Consider the following 16,785-nt stretch of genomic DNA (forward strand, 5'->3'; position numbering starts at 1 on the left):
TCATGCGCAGTCACGCGCATCACGTAGCATCGCCGCCCATGAGCTACACCGTGAAACTGATCGACTTCCCCGACGCACCGCCCGACGTCATTGCCACCGCCGAGACGCGCTTTCGCCGCGAACTGGACAAGCTGCTGGGCGACAACGTCGAGCAGGCCCTGAAGGCGTTCGAGAACGCCAGCGAATCCAGCGCCGACGAACTCACCAAGGACGAGATCGCCCTGGCCGCGAGCTGGGCCAAGGCCTACGAAGCGGCGAAGACGGCGGGCTTCCGCGCGCTCGGCGAGGCCGACGAGGCCTACTTCGAAGTCCGCGTGGAGTGACGCTGCGCCGATTGCGCTTCAGGCGCTGCGCACGGGCGGCGCGCCGGTCTCGATGGCCTTGTAGTTGACCAGCCCGCCCAGGTCGAGCACCGTGAGGCCGCGCTTCTCCAGGCGAATGAGCTGCAGCGCCTGCAGGCGTTGCAGCGCCACGTTCACGCGCTGCCGCGACACGTTCGCCAGGAGCCCGATCTCGACCTGCCCCACTTCCAGGAAGCGCGGCGCGTCCGGATACAGGTCGGGGTTGAAAAGGCTCGCCAGGCAATTGGCAACGCGCGCATCCGTATCGAGCAGCCGTTCGTGCGCGAGCGCGCCGATGAAAAGACTCAGCCGCGCGTTCAGCAGATCCTGCAGGTAGTGGTTGAACGGCACGCTGGTGCCGCGCAGCCATTCGAAGGTGCGGCGCGGCATCAGCGCGACCCGCGTGGGCCGCAGCGCGAACACGTCGTAGCGGCGCGCCTCGTGCTTGAAGAGCGAGCCTTCGCCGAACCACACGCCGGCCGAGACGCCGGTGAGCGTGGACACCCGCCCGTCTTCCGAGGCCACCGACATCTTGGCGAAGCCGTCGATGAGCCCCATCCAGTGCTCGACCATCTGCCCCGCCCGCGCGATGCAGGCGCCGCGCGCGAACTGGCGCTCCTGCATGCTGCCGAGCACGTGCTCGACGTCGGCGGGCGCGAGGCCCGCCGCCCAGCGCGAGTGCCGGACCATGTCTTCCATCGCATGCGCGGTCGGCGCCGGTGCGGAATCAGGGATTACCTCTAGCGATTGGCGCCTCATGTGTCGTCGCGACGACCGCAGCGTGGAACGTCCATCCTTAATCTTCCAATACACATAACAGAAGGAGACATCCATGCTCGCTACACCTCGCCGCCCGCACAAGCGGGTTTCTCCGTGGCCCCGTGTCCAGGTCGCCGCCGCAGGCATCGCGATGGTCGGCGCGCTGCTCGTCGCAGGGTGCGGCGGCGGGTCCGATGGCGGCTCGGTGTTTCCGTTCATTCCCGGCGCCAGCCCGCCGCCCGCCACGCAGACGCCCGCCGCGTTCCAGGTCAAGACGCTCTCTTCGGCGCCCGACATGGTGAGCGGCGGCGACGCGTTGATCGAAGTGACCGCGCCCGTGGGCGTTGCGCTCGACAAGGTGCGCGTGAGCCTGAATGGAAAAGACGTGACCTCGCAGGTGCCCGTCGTCAACAGCACGACCCGCATGCTGCGCGGCCTGGTCACCGGCCTCACGACCGATGCGGCCAGCACCACCGGCAGCGTCAACACGCTGGTGGTGAGCAATGCCGACGTGGCGGCGCAGCGCACCGAGACCAAGCTGGTCAACTACCCGATCACCGGGCCGATCCTCTCGGGCCCGCACATCTCGCCCTACGAATGCCGCACCGTGCAGAACGGCCTGGGCACCGCGCTGGATGCCGACTGCTCGGCCGCGACGCAGGTGGTCTGGTACTACCGCACCAACGCGAACATCTTCAAGCCGCTGGCCGACCCCACGGGCGCGCGCCCGGCCGACCTCGCGACGACCACCACCAACGACGGCACCACGGTGCCGTACATCGTGCGCGTGGAGTCGGGCACCATCAACCGCGGCGTGTACCGGCTCGCGGTGCTCGACAACCCCAGCAAGGATGCGCCCGCCGCGTGGAAGCCCGGCCCGGGGTGGAACAAGAAGCTCGTCGCCTACTTCGACTGCTGCGGCTCGGCGCAATACAACCAGGGCGTGCATCCCATCGAGACGATCCTGGGCGACGTCGGCCACATCCAGCTCTCACGCGGCTTCGCCTTCATGAATTCGACCGAGCTCTGGAACAACCAGCATGCCAATCCGCACCTGCAGGGCGAGACGCTGATGATGATGAAGGAGCACGTCATCGAGGAATTCGGCGAGGTGCCCAAGTGGACCGCCGGCTTCGGCGGCTCGGGCGGCGCGATCCAGCAGTACCTGATCGCGCAGCTCTACCCGGGGCTGCTGGACGGCATCCAGCCCATCGTTTCCTTCCCCGAGACGCTGATGCCCGAGGTGATGGAGTGCCGGCTGCTCAACAACGTCTACAAGCTGGACACCGCCACCTGGACGACCGCCAAGCAGAACGCGGTGAACGGCTTCAACACGAACACCTGCCTGTCATGGGACGCGGCCTTCGCAAGCATCATCAAGTCGGACAACGCACCCGGCTGCGGCTTCACCGATCCGGCCAACATCGCGAACGTCTTCAACCGCGCAACGAACCCGACAGGCATCCGCTGCGACCTGTTCCAGACCAACGTGAACCTGCTGGGCAAGCGTCCCGGCACGCAGGAGGCGCGCCGGCCCCTGGACAACATCGGCTTGCAGTACGGCCTGGCGGCGCTGAACGGCGGCACGATCTCGGTGAAGGAGTTCCTCGACCTCAACGAGAAGGTCGGCGGCTACGACGGCGACGGCAACCCGCAGGCCGCGCGCTCCGAGGCCGACCCCGATGCGCTCAAGCTCACCTACGCGGGCGGCTTCAAGAACGGCTTCAGGGGACCGGGCCTGGCGAACATCCCGATCATCACGCAGCGCGGCAACGCCGATGCGGTGGGCGACATCCACGACACGACGCAGGACCTGATCATCCGGGCCCGCCTGCAGCGCGCCAACGGCCGCAGCGACAACCAGATCATCTGGACGCTGGGTTCCACCTCGGGCTACGACTACATGAGCGGCTCGATCGACCTCCTGAACAAGTGGCTGGACAACATGGCCGCCGACCCGGCGCCCGCATCGATCGACAAGGTGGTGCGCAACAAACCGGCCGGCGCCAACGACGCCTGCTGGAACAAGACCGGCACGCGCATCGACGAAGCCGCATCGCTGGACCCGGCGGCCAGCTGCAACGCGGTGTACCCGCGCTTCACCACGCCGCGCCTCGCGGCCGGCTCGCCGCTGGTGAACGATGTGCTCAAGTGCCAGCTCAAGCCGGTCAACGCCGCCGACTATTCGGTGACGATCGCCGGCGCCGACCTCGCGCGGCTGCAGACGCTCTTCCCGAGCGGGGTGTGCGACTGGAGCAAGCCGGGCGTGAGCCAGGAACCGCTGCGCGGCACCTACCTGCGCTTGCCGCTCAACTGAGTCGGCTTGCGCGCAGCCCCTGGCAGTTGCGCCACGCGCTCTGCCAGGAAGTCCACCAGCACGCGCACGCGCAGCGGCTGGTGGCGGCGCGGGGCATAGAGCAGGTGCACTTCCTGCGCCGGGCCCGTGTGGCGCGCGAGCACGCGCACCAGGCTGCCATCGGCCAGGTGGTCGGCCACCATCCACGTGGGTTGCAGCGAAATGCCGGCGCCGCCGAGCACGCTGTCGAGCATCGCCACCGCGTTGTTCACGCGGTAGCGGCTGCGCACCGGCACGGTCACGGCGCCTTCCGGCCCTTGCAGCAGGACGCCGTCGTCGCCCGCGGCATAGCGGATGTAGTCGTGCGACAGCAGATCCTGGGGCTTCCTGGGTTTGCCGCGCGCGGCCACGTAGTCCGGTGAGGCGACGAGCACGCGCGGCCAGGAGCCCAGGTGCCTGGCGACGAGGTCCGGCGGCAGCGCGCCGCCGACGCGCAGCGACACGTCGATGCGCTCTTCGCGCGGATCGACGAAGCGGTCGTCGAGCACCAGTTCGAGTTCGATGTCCGGGTAGAGCCGCAGGAACTCCATCGCCATCGCGTTGAGGTGTCGCTGCCCCATGGTGACCGGCGCGCTCACGCGCAACAGGCCCTGCGGTTGCTGCACCTGCTCGCGCGCATCGGCGACCGCATCGCCGTAGTCCTCCAGCACGCGACGCGCGCGCTCGTGAAAGCGCTGCCCTTCCTCGGTGAGGCTCAGGCCCGTGGCGGCGCGGCGCAGCAGCCGAACGCCGAGCGACCGCTCCAGTCCCGCGACCAGCTTGCTGATGGTGGGCTGCGTGGTGTCGAGCGCGCGGGCCGCGCCCGAGAGGCTCCCGAGTTCGACGCTGTGCACGAAAGCCGAGAGTGCGCGCAAGGTGTCCATGGTGTATTCGATTTCGGAATGTGTCGGATGCAATTTTGCCATCTACCCATCCGAACTCGCATGGCAGAAAGTCGGGGCCTCGCTTCACTTTCAAGGACACGAACATGAACGCATCGACCCTCGGATCGATCCTCAAGCACGGGGCCGCGGCGCTGACCCTCGCGGGCATGGCTGCCGCATCGGCGGCGCCGGCCTATTGGAGCCCCAGCTGGATGGCCAGCACCCAGCCGATCTGGGGCGGCGACTTCGTGCTGCCGAACGGCCTGCCCTTCCAGTTCAACCAGCAGACCATCCGCCAGGTGGTGCGCTTGAGCATCGGCGGTGCGAAGCTGCGCGTGGTGATCAGCAACGAAGGCGGCACGGCGCCGCTGTACATCGGCGCGGCGCGCGTGGCGCGGCATGGCGAAGGCTCGGCCATCGTCGACGGCACGGACCGCGCATTGCGCTTCGGCGGGCACGCCGAAGTGACCGTGCCGCCCGGTGCGCGCCTCGTCAGCGATCCGGTCGACCTGCCGCTGCCCGCGCTCGGTGAAGTCGCCGTATCGCTTTATTTGCCGAAGCCCAGCCAGCCCGCGGGCTTTCATTTCGATGCGCGCGAAACGGCGTATGTCGCGGGTGGCGAGCTGACCGGCGCGGCCCGCCTGCCGGCCGCGGCCTCGCAATGGAACACGCGCGTCTACGTCAGCGGCCTGGTCGTCGAGACGCCCACGCCGCCGACCACCGTCGTCGCGCTGGGCGATTCGATCACCGACGGCAACGGCTCTACGCCCGGCGCCAACACGCGCTGGCCCGATGCGCTGGCCGAGCGCCTGGCCCCGCGCGGCGTCGGCGTGCTCAACGCCGGCATCTCCGGTGGCCGGCTGATGAAGGACGGCATGGGGCGCGCCGGCCTGGAACGCGCCGGTCGCGACGCGTTCGCGCAGCCGGGCGTGCGCGCCGTGATCGTGCTGCTGGGCACCAACGACATCGGCTGGCCCGGCGGCCCCTTCGCGCCGCAGGAGCCGGCGATGCGCGCGGAAGACCTGATCCAGGGATTCCGCCAGCTGATCGCGATGGCCCGCGCCCACAACGTGCGCATCGTGGCCGGCACGGTCACGCCCAACGAACGCGCACTGGAAGGCACGCCGCTCGAAGGCCATCACTCGCCCGAGAAGGAGAAGGTGCGGCAGGCCGTGAACCGCTGGATCCGCGAGAGCGGCGCCTTCGATGCGGTGGTCGACTTCGATGCGCTGCTGCGCGATCCGGCGCGCCCGACGCGCCTGAAGGCGGCGATGGATTCGGGCGACCACCTGCATCCGGGCGACGCCGGCTACAAGGCGATGGCGGCCGCGATCGACCTGGACGCCCTGCTGGGTAACGATCCAAAATAGGCGCAAATATACTGTACATAAATACAGTCTTTTCTCTAGAATCGATCGTCTCCAAGAACAACTTCGAGGCGACTCCATGACCACCGCCAATCCGCCTGCGCCCTCCGCACAGGTTCTTTTTTTCTCTTCCGCCCGGCGGCATCCGATGCAGCCGCGGCAACGCGCAGGCCGGATCTCCACCTGGCCCTTCCGCGTGGTCCGGGAACACGGCCACGGCGACAGCAATGAGAGGGATGACGTCCGCGTTCAGGCGGCGCGCGTCATCCGCACGACGGCCGAGCATTGGTGGCCGTCGGAGACCTGAGCCCCGCCTCTTCATCTATCTTTCTCAAGGAGAACTGCAATGGACGATTTCTACCGTGGCGATGTTTTTCCGAACGATCCGGAACCCGACTGGGACTCCCCCTCTTTCGAGCGGCAGCGGCACCTGCTCATCGCGCTGTTTCCCGAGCCCGACGTGCAGGCGGCCATCGAAGCGCACCGCAAGGACTGGATCTGGCCCAAGGGCCACTACTTTCCTCGCGGCCCGCGACTGCACCTGACGCTCCACTGCTTCGGCGACCAGCCCAAGGCTGTCGAGAAACGCCTGTGCGAGGCGCTCGCCCAGGTTCGGGTGCAGCCCATGAACCTCGTGCTGGACAGCTCACGCACATGGCGCAACGACATCGCGGTGCTGCAACCCTCAGAGCACGGCGCGCTGCGCACCCTGCATGCAGACATCGGCCGCGCCGTGCAGAAGGCGGGCATCGTCACCGAAACGCCGACGTTCACACCGCACATCACCATCGCCCGGCGGACCGAGGGCGCGGCCTATCCGATGAGCCTGCCGCCGATCCCGTGGCGCGTGAGGAAATTCCTGCTCGTGCGCTCGTTCACTTCGCATCCGGTGGAGCACCAGGTGCTGGCCACCTACGAGACCGACGAAGAAGACGACGTCTGACACGAGGCAGTCAGCTTTCGTGGCCTTATCGGGTGAGACAATTTTCGGCATCCATCGATCAACGCCACGCCCGCCGCATGCTGACACCACCCGATATCGCCCACGACACCATTTCAAAGTGCCTCGCCGAAACCTACGGCCTCCAGGCGACGCACACCGAATTTCTCCCTCTGGGCGCTGACGTCCATTCCGCGGTTTTCCGCGTGCAGGCGGACGACGGCACGGCGTACTTCCTGAAGCTGCGCAGCGGCGATTTCGACAAGACGGCCGTTGCCGTGCCGGCCTTTCTCCATCACGACAAAGGCATCGCCGCGGTGATGGCACCGTTGCCGACAACGGACCGTCAACTCAGCGTGCAGCGCCACGGCTTCGACTGGATGCTCTATCCCTTCTTCGAAGGCCGCAACGGCTTCGAACGTGCCCTGACGGCCGCGCAATGGACCGCCCTCGGCGCAGCGCTGGGCGCCATTCATCGCACCGATTTGCCGCCCGCTCTGCTCGCAAGCATCCCCAAGGAAACCTACGCGCACCATGGGCGCGAAGGCGTCAGGCGCTACCAGCGCCGCTTCATCAATGGCTTCGTGGGCGACGCGATCATCCAGCGGTTCCACGCCTTCTGGGAGCAGCACGACGAGGAGATCGACACCATCGTCTATCGCAGCGAGCAGCTCGCCTCGATCCTGCTGGAGAAGGCATTGCCGCAGGTCGTGTGCCATGCGGACATCCACGCCGGCAATGTGCTGCTGGGAGACGACGACCGATTGGCCATCGTCGACTGGGACACGCTGGTCCTCGCGCCCAAGGAGCGCGACCTGATGTTCGTCGGCGGCGGCGTCGGCCAAGTGTGGAACCAGCCGCACGAAGAGGCGCAGTTCTACCAAGGCTACGGCGCTGCGGACATCGACCCGGTCGCGCTCGCGTACTACCGCCACGAGCGCATCGTGCGCGACATCCTGGAGATCAGCGACCAGGTCTTCGATGCGTCCGCGAGCACCGAGGACCGCGAAGAAGCCATGCGCCAGATGGCGAGCCAGTTCCAGCCCGGCGACGTGGTCGCCATCGCGCACCAAAGCTACGAAGCCGTCACCTGATCCGCTAGATCAGCATGTCCTGCACGTCTTCGTCGAAGCCCGCAATCGGCTGCGCCTTGGCCAGCGCCAGCCACACCGCGAACGGAATGCGCTCGATCGGGCGATGCACCGCGGCGCGCGCCACCACGAGGCGCTCGCCTTCGAGCACCAGCACGCCGCACTCCGCCGGAATCTCCTCGGGCGTGGCGATGCAGCGTCCGCGCGCATCGTTGCCCAGCACGTACCAGCACTCGCCGCCCAGGTCGAGATAAGCCGCGCGCTTGTCGGGCTTGCGCAGGTCGCCCAGCAGGTCGGCACGGCTCACCTTCACCTCATGGACGATCGGGTGCGCATAGGCCTCGACGCTGGTGTTGCGGATCGAAAACACATCGGGCCGCGCCATGCACCAGCGCGGCTTGCCGCCCTCTCCCTCTGCCTTTCCCTCTCCCTTTTCATCTTCCAGCGGCGGCAGGCGCGCGCGCAGGCCCAGGCCGCGCCATGCGATGCGGCCGCCGCGCGTCATCTCGCGCGCCACGCGTTCGACCAGCGCCTCGTGCGGCGTGAGCGCCGCGCGGTTGAGGGTGAGCGTGGTCGCGATGCGGGCGATGCCGGCGTCGGTCACGCGCAGGGTCTCGTGGCCGTGCGCGGTACGCACGCGTTCGAGAAAGCCGCCGGCCAGCAGCTCGACTTCGATGCCGTCGCAGCACGGCCAGCCGGCCGAGCGGTAGATCTCGCGCAGGCGGCGCGCGTGCAGCTTGCCGAAGGGCACCGTCGCGGTCGCTGCTGCTGCTGCCGCTGTCTGCATCGGCGGCGGCTCCACCACGGGTGGCGGAAATCCCGGGTCGGTAACCGGCGGCACGACCGGTGGCGGATCGCCTTCGGGCGGCGGCGGTGGCGGTGTCACGGGAATCGGCACATCGGGCGCCGGTGGCGGCGGACCGATCGGCGTGGCGACGAGGGGGTCGATGGCTAGTGCGGACATGATGAACAGATTAGCGAAAAGTCGTGGGAGGCGCGAGGCGTGGAACGATCGGTTGCATCCATCGCCCCTCGCGCTCGCCCGTTCAATGGAAATCCCGGCTGGTGTTGCTCTGCGCGAGCCGGCCCATGAGCGGCGTCAGGTCCTTGAAGCCGGTGGCGATCAGGTGCTGCACCTTGCCGCCGCTGTCGTCGTCGCGCTGCCAGGTGCCCTGCACCGCGAGCAGGTGCGATTTCAAAAGCGGCTCGCGCCAGGCCTCGATGACGTGGTTCCAGACGATCACGTTGACGTTGCCGGTCTCGTCCTCCAGCGTGACGAAGATCGTGCCGTTGGCCGTTCCGGGGCGCTGGCGTCCCTTGACGATGCCGCAGGCGCGCACGGTGCGGCCGGTGGGCTGCGCGCGCAGTTCCTCCGCGCTCATGAGCTTCATGCGCGCCAGACGCGGGCGCAGCAGCGCGAGCGGATGGCGGCGCAGCGTGAGGCCGAGCGCGGCATAGTCGCCGACGATCTCCTCGCCCTCGGGCGCCGCGGGCAGCAGCAGCACCTGCTCGTTGATGGGCACGCCCTTGAGCAGGGCCGGCGAGCGATGCTGCGCGGTGGCGTCCCACACCTGCTGGCGGCGATGGCCAGAGAGCGACATCAGCGCATCGGCCGCGGCGAGCGCGGCCATGTCCTTGCCGTCGAGTTCAGCGCGCAGGGCGAGGTCCTCGGTGCTGGTGAATGGCGCCTGTTCGCGCGCTTTCAGCAGGCGTTCGACGCCGCCCTTGCCGAGGCTTGAAATGCGGTTCAGGCCGAGCCGCACCGCGGGCTGGTTCTCGTTGCCCAGGCGCTCGGCGTAGCGCGCGTCGGTGCCTGGCGGCATGCGCGGCGCATCGGGGGCGCGCGGTTCTAGCGTGGTGTCCAGGTCGCTGCACGTGACATCGACGGGACGCACCTCGACGCCATGGCGGCGCGCGTCCTGTACCAGTTGGGAGGGGCTGTAGAAGCCCATGGGCTGCGAGTCGAGCAGCGCGGCGAGAAAGCACGCGGGCTCGTAGTTCTTGAGCCAACTGCTGATGGTGACCAGCAGCGCGAAGCTCGCGGCGTGGCTCTCGGGAAAGCCGTAGTCGCCGAAGCCCAGGATCTGCTTGAAGATGGCTTCGGCGAACTCGGCTTTGTAGCCGTTGTCGGTCATGCCTTTGACGAGCTTCTCGTGGAATTTTTCGAGCCCGCCCTTGCGCTTCCACGCCGCCATGGCGCGGCGCAGCTGATCGGCCTCGTCGGCCGAGAACCTGGCCGCGATCATGGCGATCTGCATCACCTGCTCCTGGAAGATCGGGATGCCCAGCGTGCGTTCGAGCGCAGGCTTCAGTTCATCTTTCTCATAGAGGATCGGCAAGCCCTTTCGCACCCGCTCGCGCTGCTTGAGATACGGATGCACCATGCCGCCCTGAATGGGCCCCGGCCGCACGATCGCCACCTCTATCACCAGGTCCTCATAGGTGCGCGGCTTCAGGCGCGGCAGCATCGACATCTGCGCCCGGCTCTCGATCTGGAACACGCCGACGGTGTCGGCGTCGCAGATCATGTCGAACACTTTCTGGTCGTCGCTAGGAACGTCGTGCATCTGCACCATCGAGTTGCGCCACCGATTCATGTGATCGAGCCCGCGGCGGATCGCGCTGAGCATGCCGAGCGCGAGCACGTCGACCTTGAGCATGCCCATGGCTTCAAGGTCGTCCTTTTCCCACTGGATGACGGAGCGGTCTTTCATCGACGCCTTCTCGACCGGCACCAGCCGCGTGAGCTTGGTGTGCGTGAGCACGAAGCCGCCGACGTGCTGGCTCAGGTGGCGCGGAAAGCCCTTGAGGCGCTGCGTCATCTCGATCCACTGGACGAGCTTGAGTTCGTCTTCCTTCACGCCGACGCGCGCGCATGCGGCATTCAACTGTTCGCCGAGCACGGCGTCGTCGAACCAGTAGTGGTCCTTGGCGAATTCATCGACCAGCCGCTCGTCGATGCCGATGGCCTTGCCCACGTCGCGCAACGCGCTGCGGGAGCGATAGCAGATGACGACGGCGGCGATGGCGGCGCGTTCACGGCCGTATTTCTTGTAGATGTACTGGATGACTTCTTCGCGGCGCTGGTGTTCGAAGTCGACGTCGATGTCGGGTGGCTCATTGCGATGGCGGCTCAGAAAGCGCTCGAACAGCAAGGTGGCCTTGTCGGGGTTGACGGCAGTGATGCCAAGGCAATAGCACACCGCTGAGTTGGCCGAAGAGCCGCGCCCCTGGCAGAGGATCTGCTGCGAACGCGCGAAACGCACGATGTCCTCCACCGTGAGAAAAAACATCTCGTACTTGAGTTCGGCGATCAGCACGAGCTCTTTCTCTACCTGCTCGCGCACCTTGTCGGTAATGCCATTCGGGTAGCGCACTGCCGCACCCTCCCAGGTCTTGCGCACCAGCGTCTGCAAGGGCGTCTCGCTGCTGCCCACGGTTTCCAGCGGATATTTGTAGTTGTCCCGGATCACCGCCGGATCGAACCTGCACCGTCCGGCCACCACGAGCGTATTCGCCAGCATCCCGGGCAAGTAGAGCTCGGCGAGGCGAACCCGTTGCCGCAGATGCCGCTCGGCATTCGACTGCAGCGCAAAGCCGCACTCGGCGACGGTCTTGCCTTCGCGCACCGCCGTCAACACGTCGTGCAATGGCTTGCGGGCGCGCGCATGCATGTGCACATCGCCCGCCGCCACCAGCGGCACGCCCGTCTGCTCGCCCGCCTGAATCAACGTGACGAACCACAGGTCGTCATCGAGTTCGTTGAGCATTTCCACGGCCAGCCAGAGGTTGTCCGCGTAGAGCGCCTTGGCGGCCATCAGGTCTTCGTGCAGTGTGGCCGTGTCCATCGCGCCACCTGGGTTACGCCGCGGCACGAAAAGAATCTGGCAGCGCTGCAACGAAGCCACGTCGCTGCCTTCCCAACTCACGCGGTACTCGCCCTTGGGCAACTCGGTGTTGCGCGCGGCGGTGATGAACTCGCAGAGGTTGCCCCACCCCTCGGTGTCGTTCGCGATCACCACGAGCTTGAAGCGCTCGAAGCGGAACTCGCTGCCGAACAGCATGCGGAAATCGAGGTTGCGCGGGATCGGCGGCTCGTTGGGGTTCTCGCGTTCGTATTCGTCGAGCGTGCGTTCCATGTCGCGCCTGCAGACGTAGGCCCGCACGATGCCGGCCACCGAGCACTCGTCGGTGATCGCCAACGCCGCATACCCCAGCTGATACGCGCGCTCGACCACTTCCTCGGGCGTCGAGGCGCCGCGCTGGAAGCTGAAGTTGGTCAGGCAGTGCAGCTCTGCATAGCCCGGCAATGCCGCCACCGGCCTCTTGCGCAGCGGCACCGGCAGCGCATGCACCTTGGCCGGCTGGCGCTTGCGTTCCTCCTTGGCGCTCAGGTCAGGCATAGAACCCCTGCAGGTACCAGCGCACCTCGCCCGAAGAAAACCGGGCCGAGGGCCGCTCGCGAAAGATCCACACCAGCCCGGCTTCGGGACTTTCCGCCACGTAGTAATCGCGCATCGCCGGCTGGCCGCCGTCCTCCTTGCCGCCCCACCAGCCGGCCTCGATGCGCTGCGGCCCGACGAGCTTGCCGAGCGGGCCGCGGTAGCACGGGCGCTCGCCGTCCATCTCTAGCAACAGGGGTTCGGGCAGCAGCCACGGCGGATAGATCGCATCAGGCTGCTGCGACTGCGAAGCCGCAGCCTTCGCGGCCTTCGATTGCTTGTGGGTCTTGTCGGGCACGGCCTGGTCCTTGTGCAGCGCGGGCCGCCATGCCTGCTTGCGCTCGGGCCGGTGATCGGCCTCTGCGCACGGCACCACCACTTGGTGCGCTCCGAGCCGCACGCTGAGGCGCTCGACCATCTCGTGCAGCTTGTCGCCCTTGCGGTTGTCCTCGGGCAGGAAGCTGGTGCTGGCGCCGGCCCACGGATCGGTCTCCAGCGTGCGCAGCCTGAGCCAGCTCGCGGGCGCCGCGAGCGTGGTGAGGGCGAGCTTTTCCGACAGCAGGCGGCGCAGGTGCGCCAGGTCCTGCGTGGGCTCGGCCGTGCGCACGGTGACCTGCTGGTGCGGCGGCAGGTTCACGCCGTTGAAGCGCTTGAGGTCGAGCGTCCACTGCAATTCGAGCGCGCGCGCACCGCGCTGGCGGGCGCGCAGCCAGATCTGCAGTGCCGAGAGCAGGCGGTTGGCCGACCACATGAGTTCGGGTGCAGTCTCGGCGAGCGCGGGCAGTTCCAGTTTCTGCTCGAACACGTCGGGCAGCGTGAGCCAGTCGTGGCTTTCGGGGCAAAGGCCCCAGGCCGTGTCGAGCGCCGTGCGCAACTCGGTGCCGAAGCGCCGCGTGAGGCCGCCGCGCGGCAAGGCGGCCACCTCGCCCCAGGTGCGGCAGCCCAGGCGGGCGAGCAGGTCGAGATGGGGGCGCGCCGCGGTCAGCGTGTCCAGCGGCAGGCCGACCGGTATGGCCTTCGGGCGCTCTTCCTGCCGCTCGAACAGGCGCAGCCGCGCGAGCGCGATCAGGCTCGTGGCGCCCTGGGCGCCGAGCATGCGCACGTCGGCCGCGGGGTTTGCATGGACCAGTTGCCGCATCAGTTGCAGCCGCCCACCCCACAGGCGCTCGCAGGCCGAGACTTCAAGCATGAGCGCCTCGTCCTGCCAAGCAACGTGCGGCGTGTATTCCAGCGCCCACCAGCCGAGGGCTTCGGGCGTGGGCAGTTGCGGTGCGTCGGGTGCGTCGGCTTCAAGCGACCACCGCAATGCGATCCAGTGCATTGGGGCCTCCTTTCCACGCGTCGATGCGCACCACGGTCGCGGACGTTGCCGTGTCGCCAACCGGCACCGTGCCGTGCTGCTGCAGGCGCAGCTTGCGGCGCAGCCGGGCGGCGGCCAGCAATGCGGTCATGCGTTCGTTGCGCGCCGGCAGCATCACCGGCGAAGCCAGCGGCGGACCGCGGCGCTTGAGGATGCGCAGTTCGATCTGCGATGCATCCGTCTCGCAGCTTTCCACCTGCAGACGAAGCCGCGCGGGCGAAGCGCCCTGCGCAGCCGATTGGGGCCGGCACACGAAGAGCAGCACGTCGTGCTGCGCGGCGGCCAATTGCAACCGCCGCAACTCGCCCACCCGCGCTTGCGGCAGCCAGGCCAGCACGGCGGACACGTCCGCGCAGCGCAGCGCCTGCTCGCAGGCCCACAGGCGTGCGGCCGGCGCATCGCTTCGGACCCACATCAGCGCCTCCACCGGCAGGCCCTGCGCCGCGAGCGACGGGCCGCAGGGCTCGTAAGGCGCGCCGATCAGCACCACCGGCCCGCCGCGCGCCTCGACTGCCTGCGCCAGCGCGGGCAGCAGCAATCGCCAGACATGCGCTTCCGGCGCGCTTTGCAGCAATTCCGTCATCGCGCCGACCGGCCAGCCGCCGCCGGGCAACTCCGCATCGAGCGCGGCGTGGCCGGTCGCGACGACCTGCGCGTCGGCCAGGCCGAGTTCGTCGGCATGCCAGACGCCACGGCCCGCGGCGGCGGAAAAGGAGTCGAGGAAAGGGAGGCCCATGATTGAACTGTTAACTGTATTTTTATACAGTATTCCATGGCTCGCAAGAAGGAAGAAGGCTTTCTTCCCGGCAGGCCTTTTCATATTCCTTTGGCTCATGCCAAGGCGCGCAGAAGTCGTTTGAGCCGGCGCCGCGCTTTCGCTCCAATGCCCCTCGGACCAAGGAGCCCCGCATGAACCACCCCACCGTCACCGCCGGCCTGAATTACCTGCAGCCTTCCGCGCTGCGCCCCTTCAGCTATACCTTTGCGCCGCCGCCCGGCACGCCCTGGGAAAGCGGCACCTACGAAGTGCGCCCCATGCCGATCGCGGATGCCCGCGCGGCCGCGACGCCGGCCCACATCGAGCACGAAGGCTTCGTGCTGCGCGATGCGCCCACGGCGGTCTCCGATTTCCTGGACGACGCCCAGGTCACCGCCATCTACCACCGCGAGGTGGCCGAGCTGGCGCTCGCGGTCACGGGCGGCACGCGGGCCCATGTGTTCGATCATCTGGTGCGCCAGCGCGAGGCCGATCGCACCGCGCTGAGCTTCGGCCGCCGCGCCACCAATGGCAAGACGGCCGCCAACGGCCGCATCCACAACGACTACACCGAAGACTCCGGCCGCCGCCGGCTGGGCATGGTGCTGACCGACCCCGACGAAGCCGCGGCCGTGCGGCGTTATTGCATCGTCAACATCTGGCGCTCGATCAGGGGGCCGGTGCTCGACACGCCGCTGGCCGTCTGCGATGCGCGCTCGGTGATGGCGAAGGACCTGGTGAATGCCGAGGTCCGCTATCCGCGCCGCACCGGCGAGATCTACCTGGCCACGCATTCGCCCGCGCACCGCTGGTCTTACTTTTCAGCGATGGACCGGCACGAGGCGCTGGTCTTCAAGCAGTACGACTCGCAACTGGGCGGCGTCTCGCGCTACACGCCGCACGCGGCCTTCGATCACCCCGATTCGCCCGCCGACGCGCCACTGCGCGAGAGCATCGAGGCCCGCTGCCTGGTGGTGTTCGAATGACGCCGCGCGCGCTCCCCGTGCTCGACTTCTGGTTCGATTTCGGCAGCAACTACAGCTATCTCGGCATGATGCGCATCGAGGACGAAGCGGCCCGCCATCACGTGCGCATCCGCTGGCAGCCCTTTCTGCTCGGGCCGATCTTCCGGTCCTTCGGCTGGGCCTCGTCGCCCTTCGTGCTGCAGAAGGAAAAAGGCGACTACACGTGGAAGGACATGGCCCGCCAGTGCCGCCGCTACGGCCTGCCGTGGCGGCGGCCCACGCAGTTTCCGAGGGCGACCGTGCTGCCGCTTCGCATCGCGCTCGTCGGTGCGGCGCAGCCCTGGATGGGGGAGTTCTGCCGCCGCACGATGGTCATGAACTTCGCCGAAGACCGCGACATCGATTCGCCGCAGGCCATGCGCGAGCTGTTGGCAGCGCTCGATCTTCCGGCGCACCGGATCATCGAAGAGGCGCTTTCCGATGCGAACAAGGCGCGGCTGCGGCGCCAGACGGAAATCGCCGCCGAAAAGGGCATCTTCGGCGCACCCACCTTCCTTGCCGGCGACGAAATGTTCTGGGGCAACGACCGCCTCGACGAGGCGATGGCCTTCTGCTCAGGGACCGGCATCCACGGCATCGCGTGACTGCTGCGCCTCGGCCACCAGCCAGGCCGCCACATGGCGCACCTCTTCGCGCGGTTCGTCTTCAGCCTGGATCAACCAGTACGCATGCCCCGAGGCCTGCGCGGGCGCCGGCGAATCCAAGCGCACCAGGCGCTTTTCGTCGAGCAGCGGCTGGATCAGCTCGAGCCGGCCCAGCGCCACGCCCTGCCCGGCCAGCGCGGCCTGGATCAACTGGTCGTACTGGTTGAAGTGCAACACGGCCTGAGGTTTCGCATCGGCCCAGCCGACGGAGGCCAGCCAGCCGTGCCACTGCAGCCACGGGTGCTGCGGATCGTCGAAATCGAGCAGGCACAGGCGCGACACGGTCTCGGCCGCGCGCAGCGTCTTCAGGCGCAGCGAAGGATGCGCCACGGGCGCCACCGTTTCCCCGAAGAGCCGCAGCGCCCCGGCCGGCGCCAGCGCGGGCGTGGTGTAGCGGATCGCGAGGTCGATGCCCTCGCGGCGCAGGTCGGCCAGGCGGTTGTTGGCCGAGACGCGAACGTCCACCCCCGGATGCAGCTTCTGCACCCGGCTGAGCCGCGGCAGCAGCCAGAGCCCCGTCATGCCGATGCTGGCGCTGAGCGTCACGGGGCGCTGCTCGCCCGCCTGGCGGATGCCGCCCATCACGTCCTGCAGTTGCTGCACCGCGCCGTCCGCGCTGCGAAAGAGCCGCTCGCCCTCGGCGGTGAAGGAAATCGACCGATGGCCGCGCACCAGCAGCTTCACGCCCAGTTGCGCTTCGAGCGCATGGACCTGCTTGCTGACAGCCGATTGGGTGAGGCACAGGTCCTCGGCCGCGAGCGAGATGCTCATGCGACGGCCCACCGCGACGAAGCCCCGCACCAGGTCCAGCGAGGACAGTCGGAGGAGCGAGAGTGGCAT

The 16,785-nt window shown here is 68.0% G+C and carries 15 protein-coding genes; 8 read left to right on the forward strand and 7 right to left on the reverse strand.

Translation table 11 applies throughout. The annotated features are described in order from the left end of the window. Nucleotides 1–38 precede the first annotated feature (38 nt). Complete coding sequence (locus BM133_RS10650; protein WP_093433551.1) at nt 39–323, forward strand: hypothetical protein; 285 nt, start codon at nt 39–41, stop codon at nt 321–323. 18 nt (nt 324–341) lie between these two features. Here BM133_RS10650 and BM133_RS10655 read toward each other — a convergent pair whose 3' ends face one another. After that, complete coding sequence (locus tag BM133_RS10655) at nt 342–1,040, reverse strand: Crp/Fnr family transcriptional regulator (RefSeq protein WP_256219134.1); 699 nt, start codon at nt 1,038–1,040, stop codon at nt 342–344. A gap of 133 nt (nt 1,041–1,173) precedes the next feature. Here BM133_RS10655 and BM133_RS10660 point away from each other — a divergent pair, with 133 nt between their 5' ends. Further along, nucleotides 1,174–3,417: a DUF6351 family protein gene (locus tag BM133_RS10660; protein ID WP_143100113.1), complete on the forward strand. Its 2,244-nt coding sequence runs from the start codon at nt 1,174–1,176 to the stop codon at nt 3,415–3,417. Here the strand turns inward: BM133_RS10660 and BM133_RS10665 are convergent. Next, nucleotides 3,393–4,319: a LysR family transcriptional regulator gene (locus tag BM133_RS10665; protein ID WP_093435251.1), complete on the reverse strand. Its 927-nt coding sequence runs from the start codon at nt 4,317–4,319 to the stop codon at nt 3,393–3,395. The genes BM133_RS10660 and BM133_RS10665 overlap by 25 nt on opposite strands. Nucleotides 4,320–4,423: 104 nt before the next feature. Between BM133_RS10665 and BM133_RS10670 the strand changes: the two genes are divergently transcribed. The 4 genes from BM133_RS10670 to BM133_RS10685 all read left to right on the forward strand — a co-directional run bounded on the left by BM133_RS10670 (nt 4,424) and on the right by BM133_RS10685 (nt 7,720). Then, entirely contained in the window at nt 4,424–5,689 is a 1,266-nt protein-coding gene (locus BM133_RS10670; RefSeq protein WP_093433555.1) for an SGNH/GDSL hydrolase family protein, read from the forward strand. 76 nt (nt 5,690–5,765) lie between these two features. Continuing rightward, a complete protein-coding gene (locus tag BM133_RS10675; RefSeq protein ID WP_093433557.1) occupies nt 5,766–5,993 on the forward strand; it encodes a hypothetical protein in 228 nt (75 codons plus the stop codon). Nucleotides 5,994–6,032: 39 nt separating this feature from the next. Then, the gene (gene thpR, locus BM133_RS10680) at nt 6,033–6,629 is read left to right on the forward strand and encodes an RNA 2',3'-cyclic phosphodiesterase (RefSeq protein ID WP_093433558.1); all 597 of its coding nucleotides are present in this window, start codon (nt 6,033–6,035) and stop codon (nt 6,627–6,629) included. 77 nt (nt 6,630–6,706) lie between these two features. Beyond that, complete coding sequence (locus BM133_RS10685; protein WP_093433560.1) at nt 6,707–7,720, forward strand: phosphotransferase; 1,014 nt, start codon at nt 6,707–6,709, stop codon at nt 7,718–7,720. Between the two features lie 4 nt (nt 7,721–7,724). On the opposite strand, the gene BM133_RS10690 is transcribed toward BM133_RS10685, so the two are convergent. From BM133_RS10690 to imuA, 4 genes are all read right to left on the reverse strand, one after another. Continuing rightward, nucleotides 7,725–8,681, reverse strand: a complete 957-nt coding sequence (locus BM133_RS10690) for a hypothetical protein (RefSeq protein ID WP_093433561.1) — start codon at nt 8,679–8,681, stop codon at nt 7,725–7,727. An 82-nt stretch (nt 8,682–8,763) separates the two neighbouring features. Then, nucleotides 8,764–12,120 carry an error-prone DNA polymerase gene (locus BM133_RS10695; RefSeq protein ID WP_093433563.1) on the reverse strand — a complete coding sequence of 1,119 codons (3,357 nt, stop codon included), beginning with the start codon at nt 12,118–12,120 and terminating at the stop codon, nt 8,764–8,766. Further along, nucleotides 12,113–13,480 (reverse strand): Y-family DNA polymerase, encoded by a 1,368-nt coding sequence (locus BM133_RS10700; RefSeq protein ID WP_093433564.1) that lies wholly within the window; start codon nt 13,478–13,480, stop codon nt 12,113–12,115. The genes BM133_RS10695 and BM133_RS10700 overlap by 8 nt, the downstream gene beginning before the upstream one ends. Continuing rightward, a complete protein-coding gene (imuA, locus tag BM133_RS10705) occupies nt 13,449–14,255 on the reverse strand; it encodes a translesion DNA synthesis-associated protein ImuA (protein WP_093433566.1) in 807 nt (268 codons plus the stop codon). Before imuA ends, BM133_RS10700 begins: the two co-directional genes overlap by 32 nt. A 173-nt stretch (nt 14,256–14,428) precedes the next feature. On the opposite strand from imuA, the gene BM133_RS10710 reads away from it, so the two are divergent. Further along, on the forward strand, nt 14,429–15,262 hold the full coding sequence (locus tag BM133_RS10710) for a CmcJ/NvfI family oxidoreductase (RefSeq protein WP_093433567.1): 834 nt from the start codon (nt 14,429–14,431) through the stop codon (nt 15,260–15,262). Further along, nucleotides 15,259–15,885: a 2-hydroxychromene-2-carboxylate isomerase gene (locus BM133_RS10715; protein WP_093433569.1), complete on the forward strand. Its 627-nt coding sequence runs from the start codon at nt 15,259–15,261 to the stop codon at nt 15,883–15,885. The genes BM133_RS10710 and BM133_RS10715 overlap by 4 nt, the downstream gene beginning before the upstream one ends. On the opposite strand, the gene BM133_RS10720 is transcribed toward BM133_RS10715, so the two are convergent. Then, entirely contained in the window at nt 15,856–16,785 is a 930-nt protein-coding gene (locus tag BM133_RS10720; RefSeq protein WP_093433570.1) for a LysR substrate-binding domain-containing protein, read from the reverse strand. The two genes, BM133_RS10715 and BM133_RS10720, sit on opposite strands and share 30 nt — an antisense overlap.

The sequence above is a fragment of the Variovorax sp. 770b2 genome, from assembly GCF_900115685.1.
In the GTDB taxonomy this organism is placed as follows: Bacteria; Pseudomonadota; Gammaproteobacteria; order Burkholderiales; family Burkholderiaceae_C; genus Variovorax.

What these genes read in the sequence shown, in the direction of transcription:
- BM133_RS10650 (WP_093433551.1), top strand. Translation starts at nt 39, where the DNA reads ATGAGCTACACCGTGAAACTGATCGACTTCCCCGACGCACCGCCCGAC.
- BM133_RS10655 (WP_256219134.1), bottom strand. Translation starts at nt 1,040, where the DNA reads ATGGAAGACATGGTCCGGCACTCGCGCTGGGCGGCGGGCCTCGCGCCC.
- BM133_RS10660 (WP_143100113.1), top strand. Translation starts at nt 1,174, where the DNA reads ATGCTCGCTACACCTCGCCGCCCGCACAAGCGGGTTTCTCCGTGGCCC.
- BM133_RS10665 (WP_093435251.1), bottom strand. Translation starts at nt 4,319, where the DNA reads ATGGACACCTTGCGCGCACTCTCGGCTTTCGTGCACAGCGTCGAACTC.
- BM133_RS10670 (WP_093433555.1), top strand. Translation starts at nt 4,424, where the DNA reads ATGAACGCATCGACCCTCGGATCGATCCTCAAGCACGGGGCCGCGGCG.
- BM133_RS10675 (WP_093433557.1), top strand. Translation starts at nt 5,766, where the DNA reads ATGACCACCGCCAATCCGCCTGCGCCCTCCGCACAGGTTCTTTTTTTC.
- thpR (WP_093433558.1), top strand. Translation starts at nt 6,033, where the DNA reads ATGGACGATTTCTACCGTGGCGATGTTTTTCCGAACGATCCGGAACCC.
- BM133_RS10685 (WP_093433560.1), top strand. Translation starts at nt 6,707, where the DNA reads ATGCTGACACCACCCGATATCGCCCACGACACCATTTCAAAGTGCCTC.
- BM133_RS10690 (WP_093433561.1), bottom strand. Translation starts at nt 8,681, where the DNA reads ATGTCCGCACTAGCCATCGACCCCCTCGTCGCCACGCCGATCGGTCCG.
- BM133_RS10695 (WP_093433563.1), bottom strand. Translation starts at nt 12,120, where the DNA reads ATGCCTGACCTGAGCGCCAAGGAGGAACGCAAGCGCCAGCCGGCCAAG.
- BM133_RS10700 (WP_093433564.1), bottom strand. Translation starts at nt 13,480, where the DNA reads ATGCACTGGATCGCATTGCGGTGGTCGCTTGAAGCCGACGCACCCGAC.
- imuA (WP_093433566.1), bottom strand. Translation starts at nt 14,255, where the DNA reads ATGGGCCTCCCTTTCCTCGACTCCTTTTCCGCCGCCGCGGGCCGTGGC.
- BM133_RS10710 (WP_093433567.1), top strand. Translation starts at nt 14,429, where the DNA reads ATGAACCACCCCACCGTCACCGCCGGCCTGAATTACCTGCAGCCTTCC.
- BM133_RS10715 (WP_093433569.1), top strand. Translation starts at nt 15,259, where the DNA reads ATGACGCCGCGCGCGCTCCCCGTGCTCGACTTCTGGTTCGATTTCGGC.
- BM133_RS10720 (WP_093433570.1), bottom strand. Translation starts at nt 16,785, where the DNA reads ATGCCACTCTCGCTCCTCCGACTGTCCTCGCTGGACCTGGTGCGGGGC.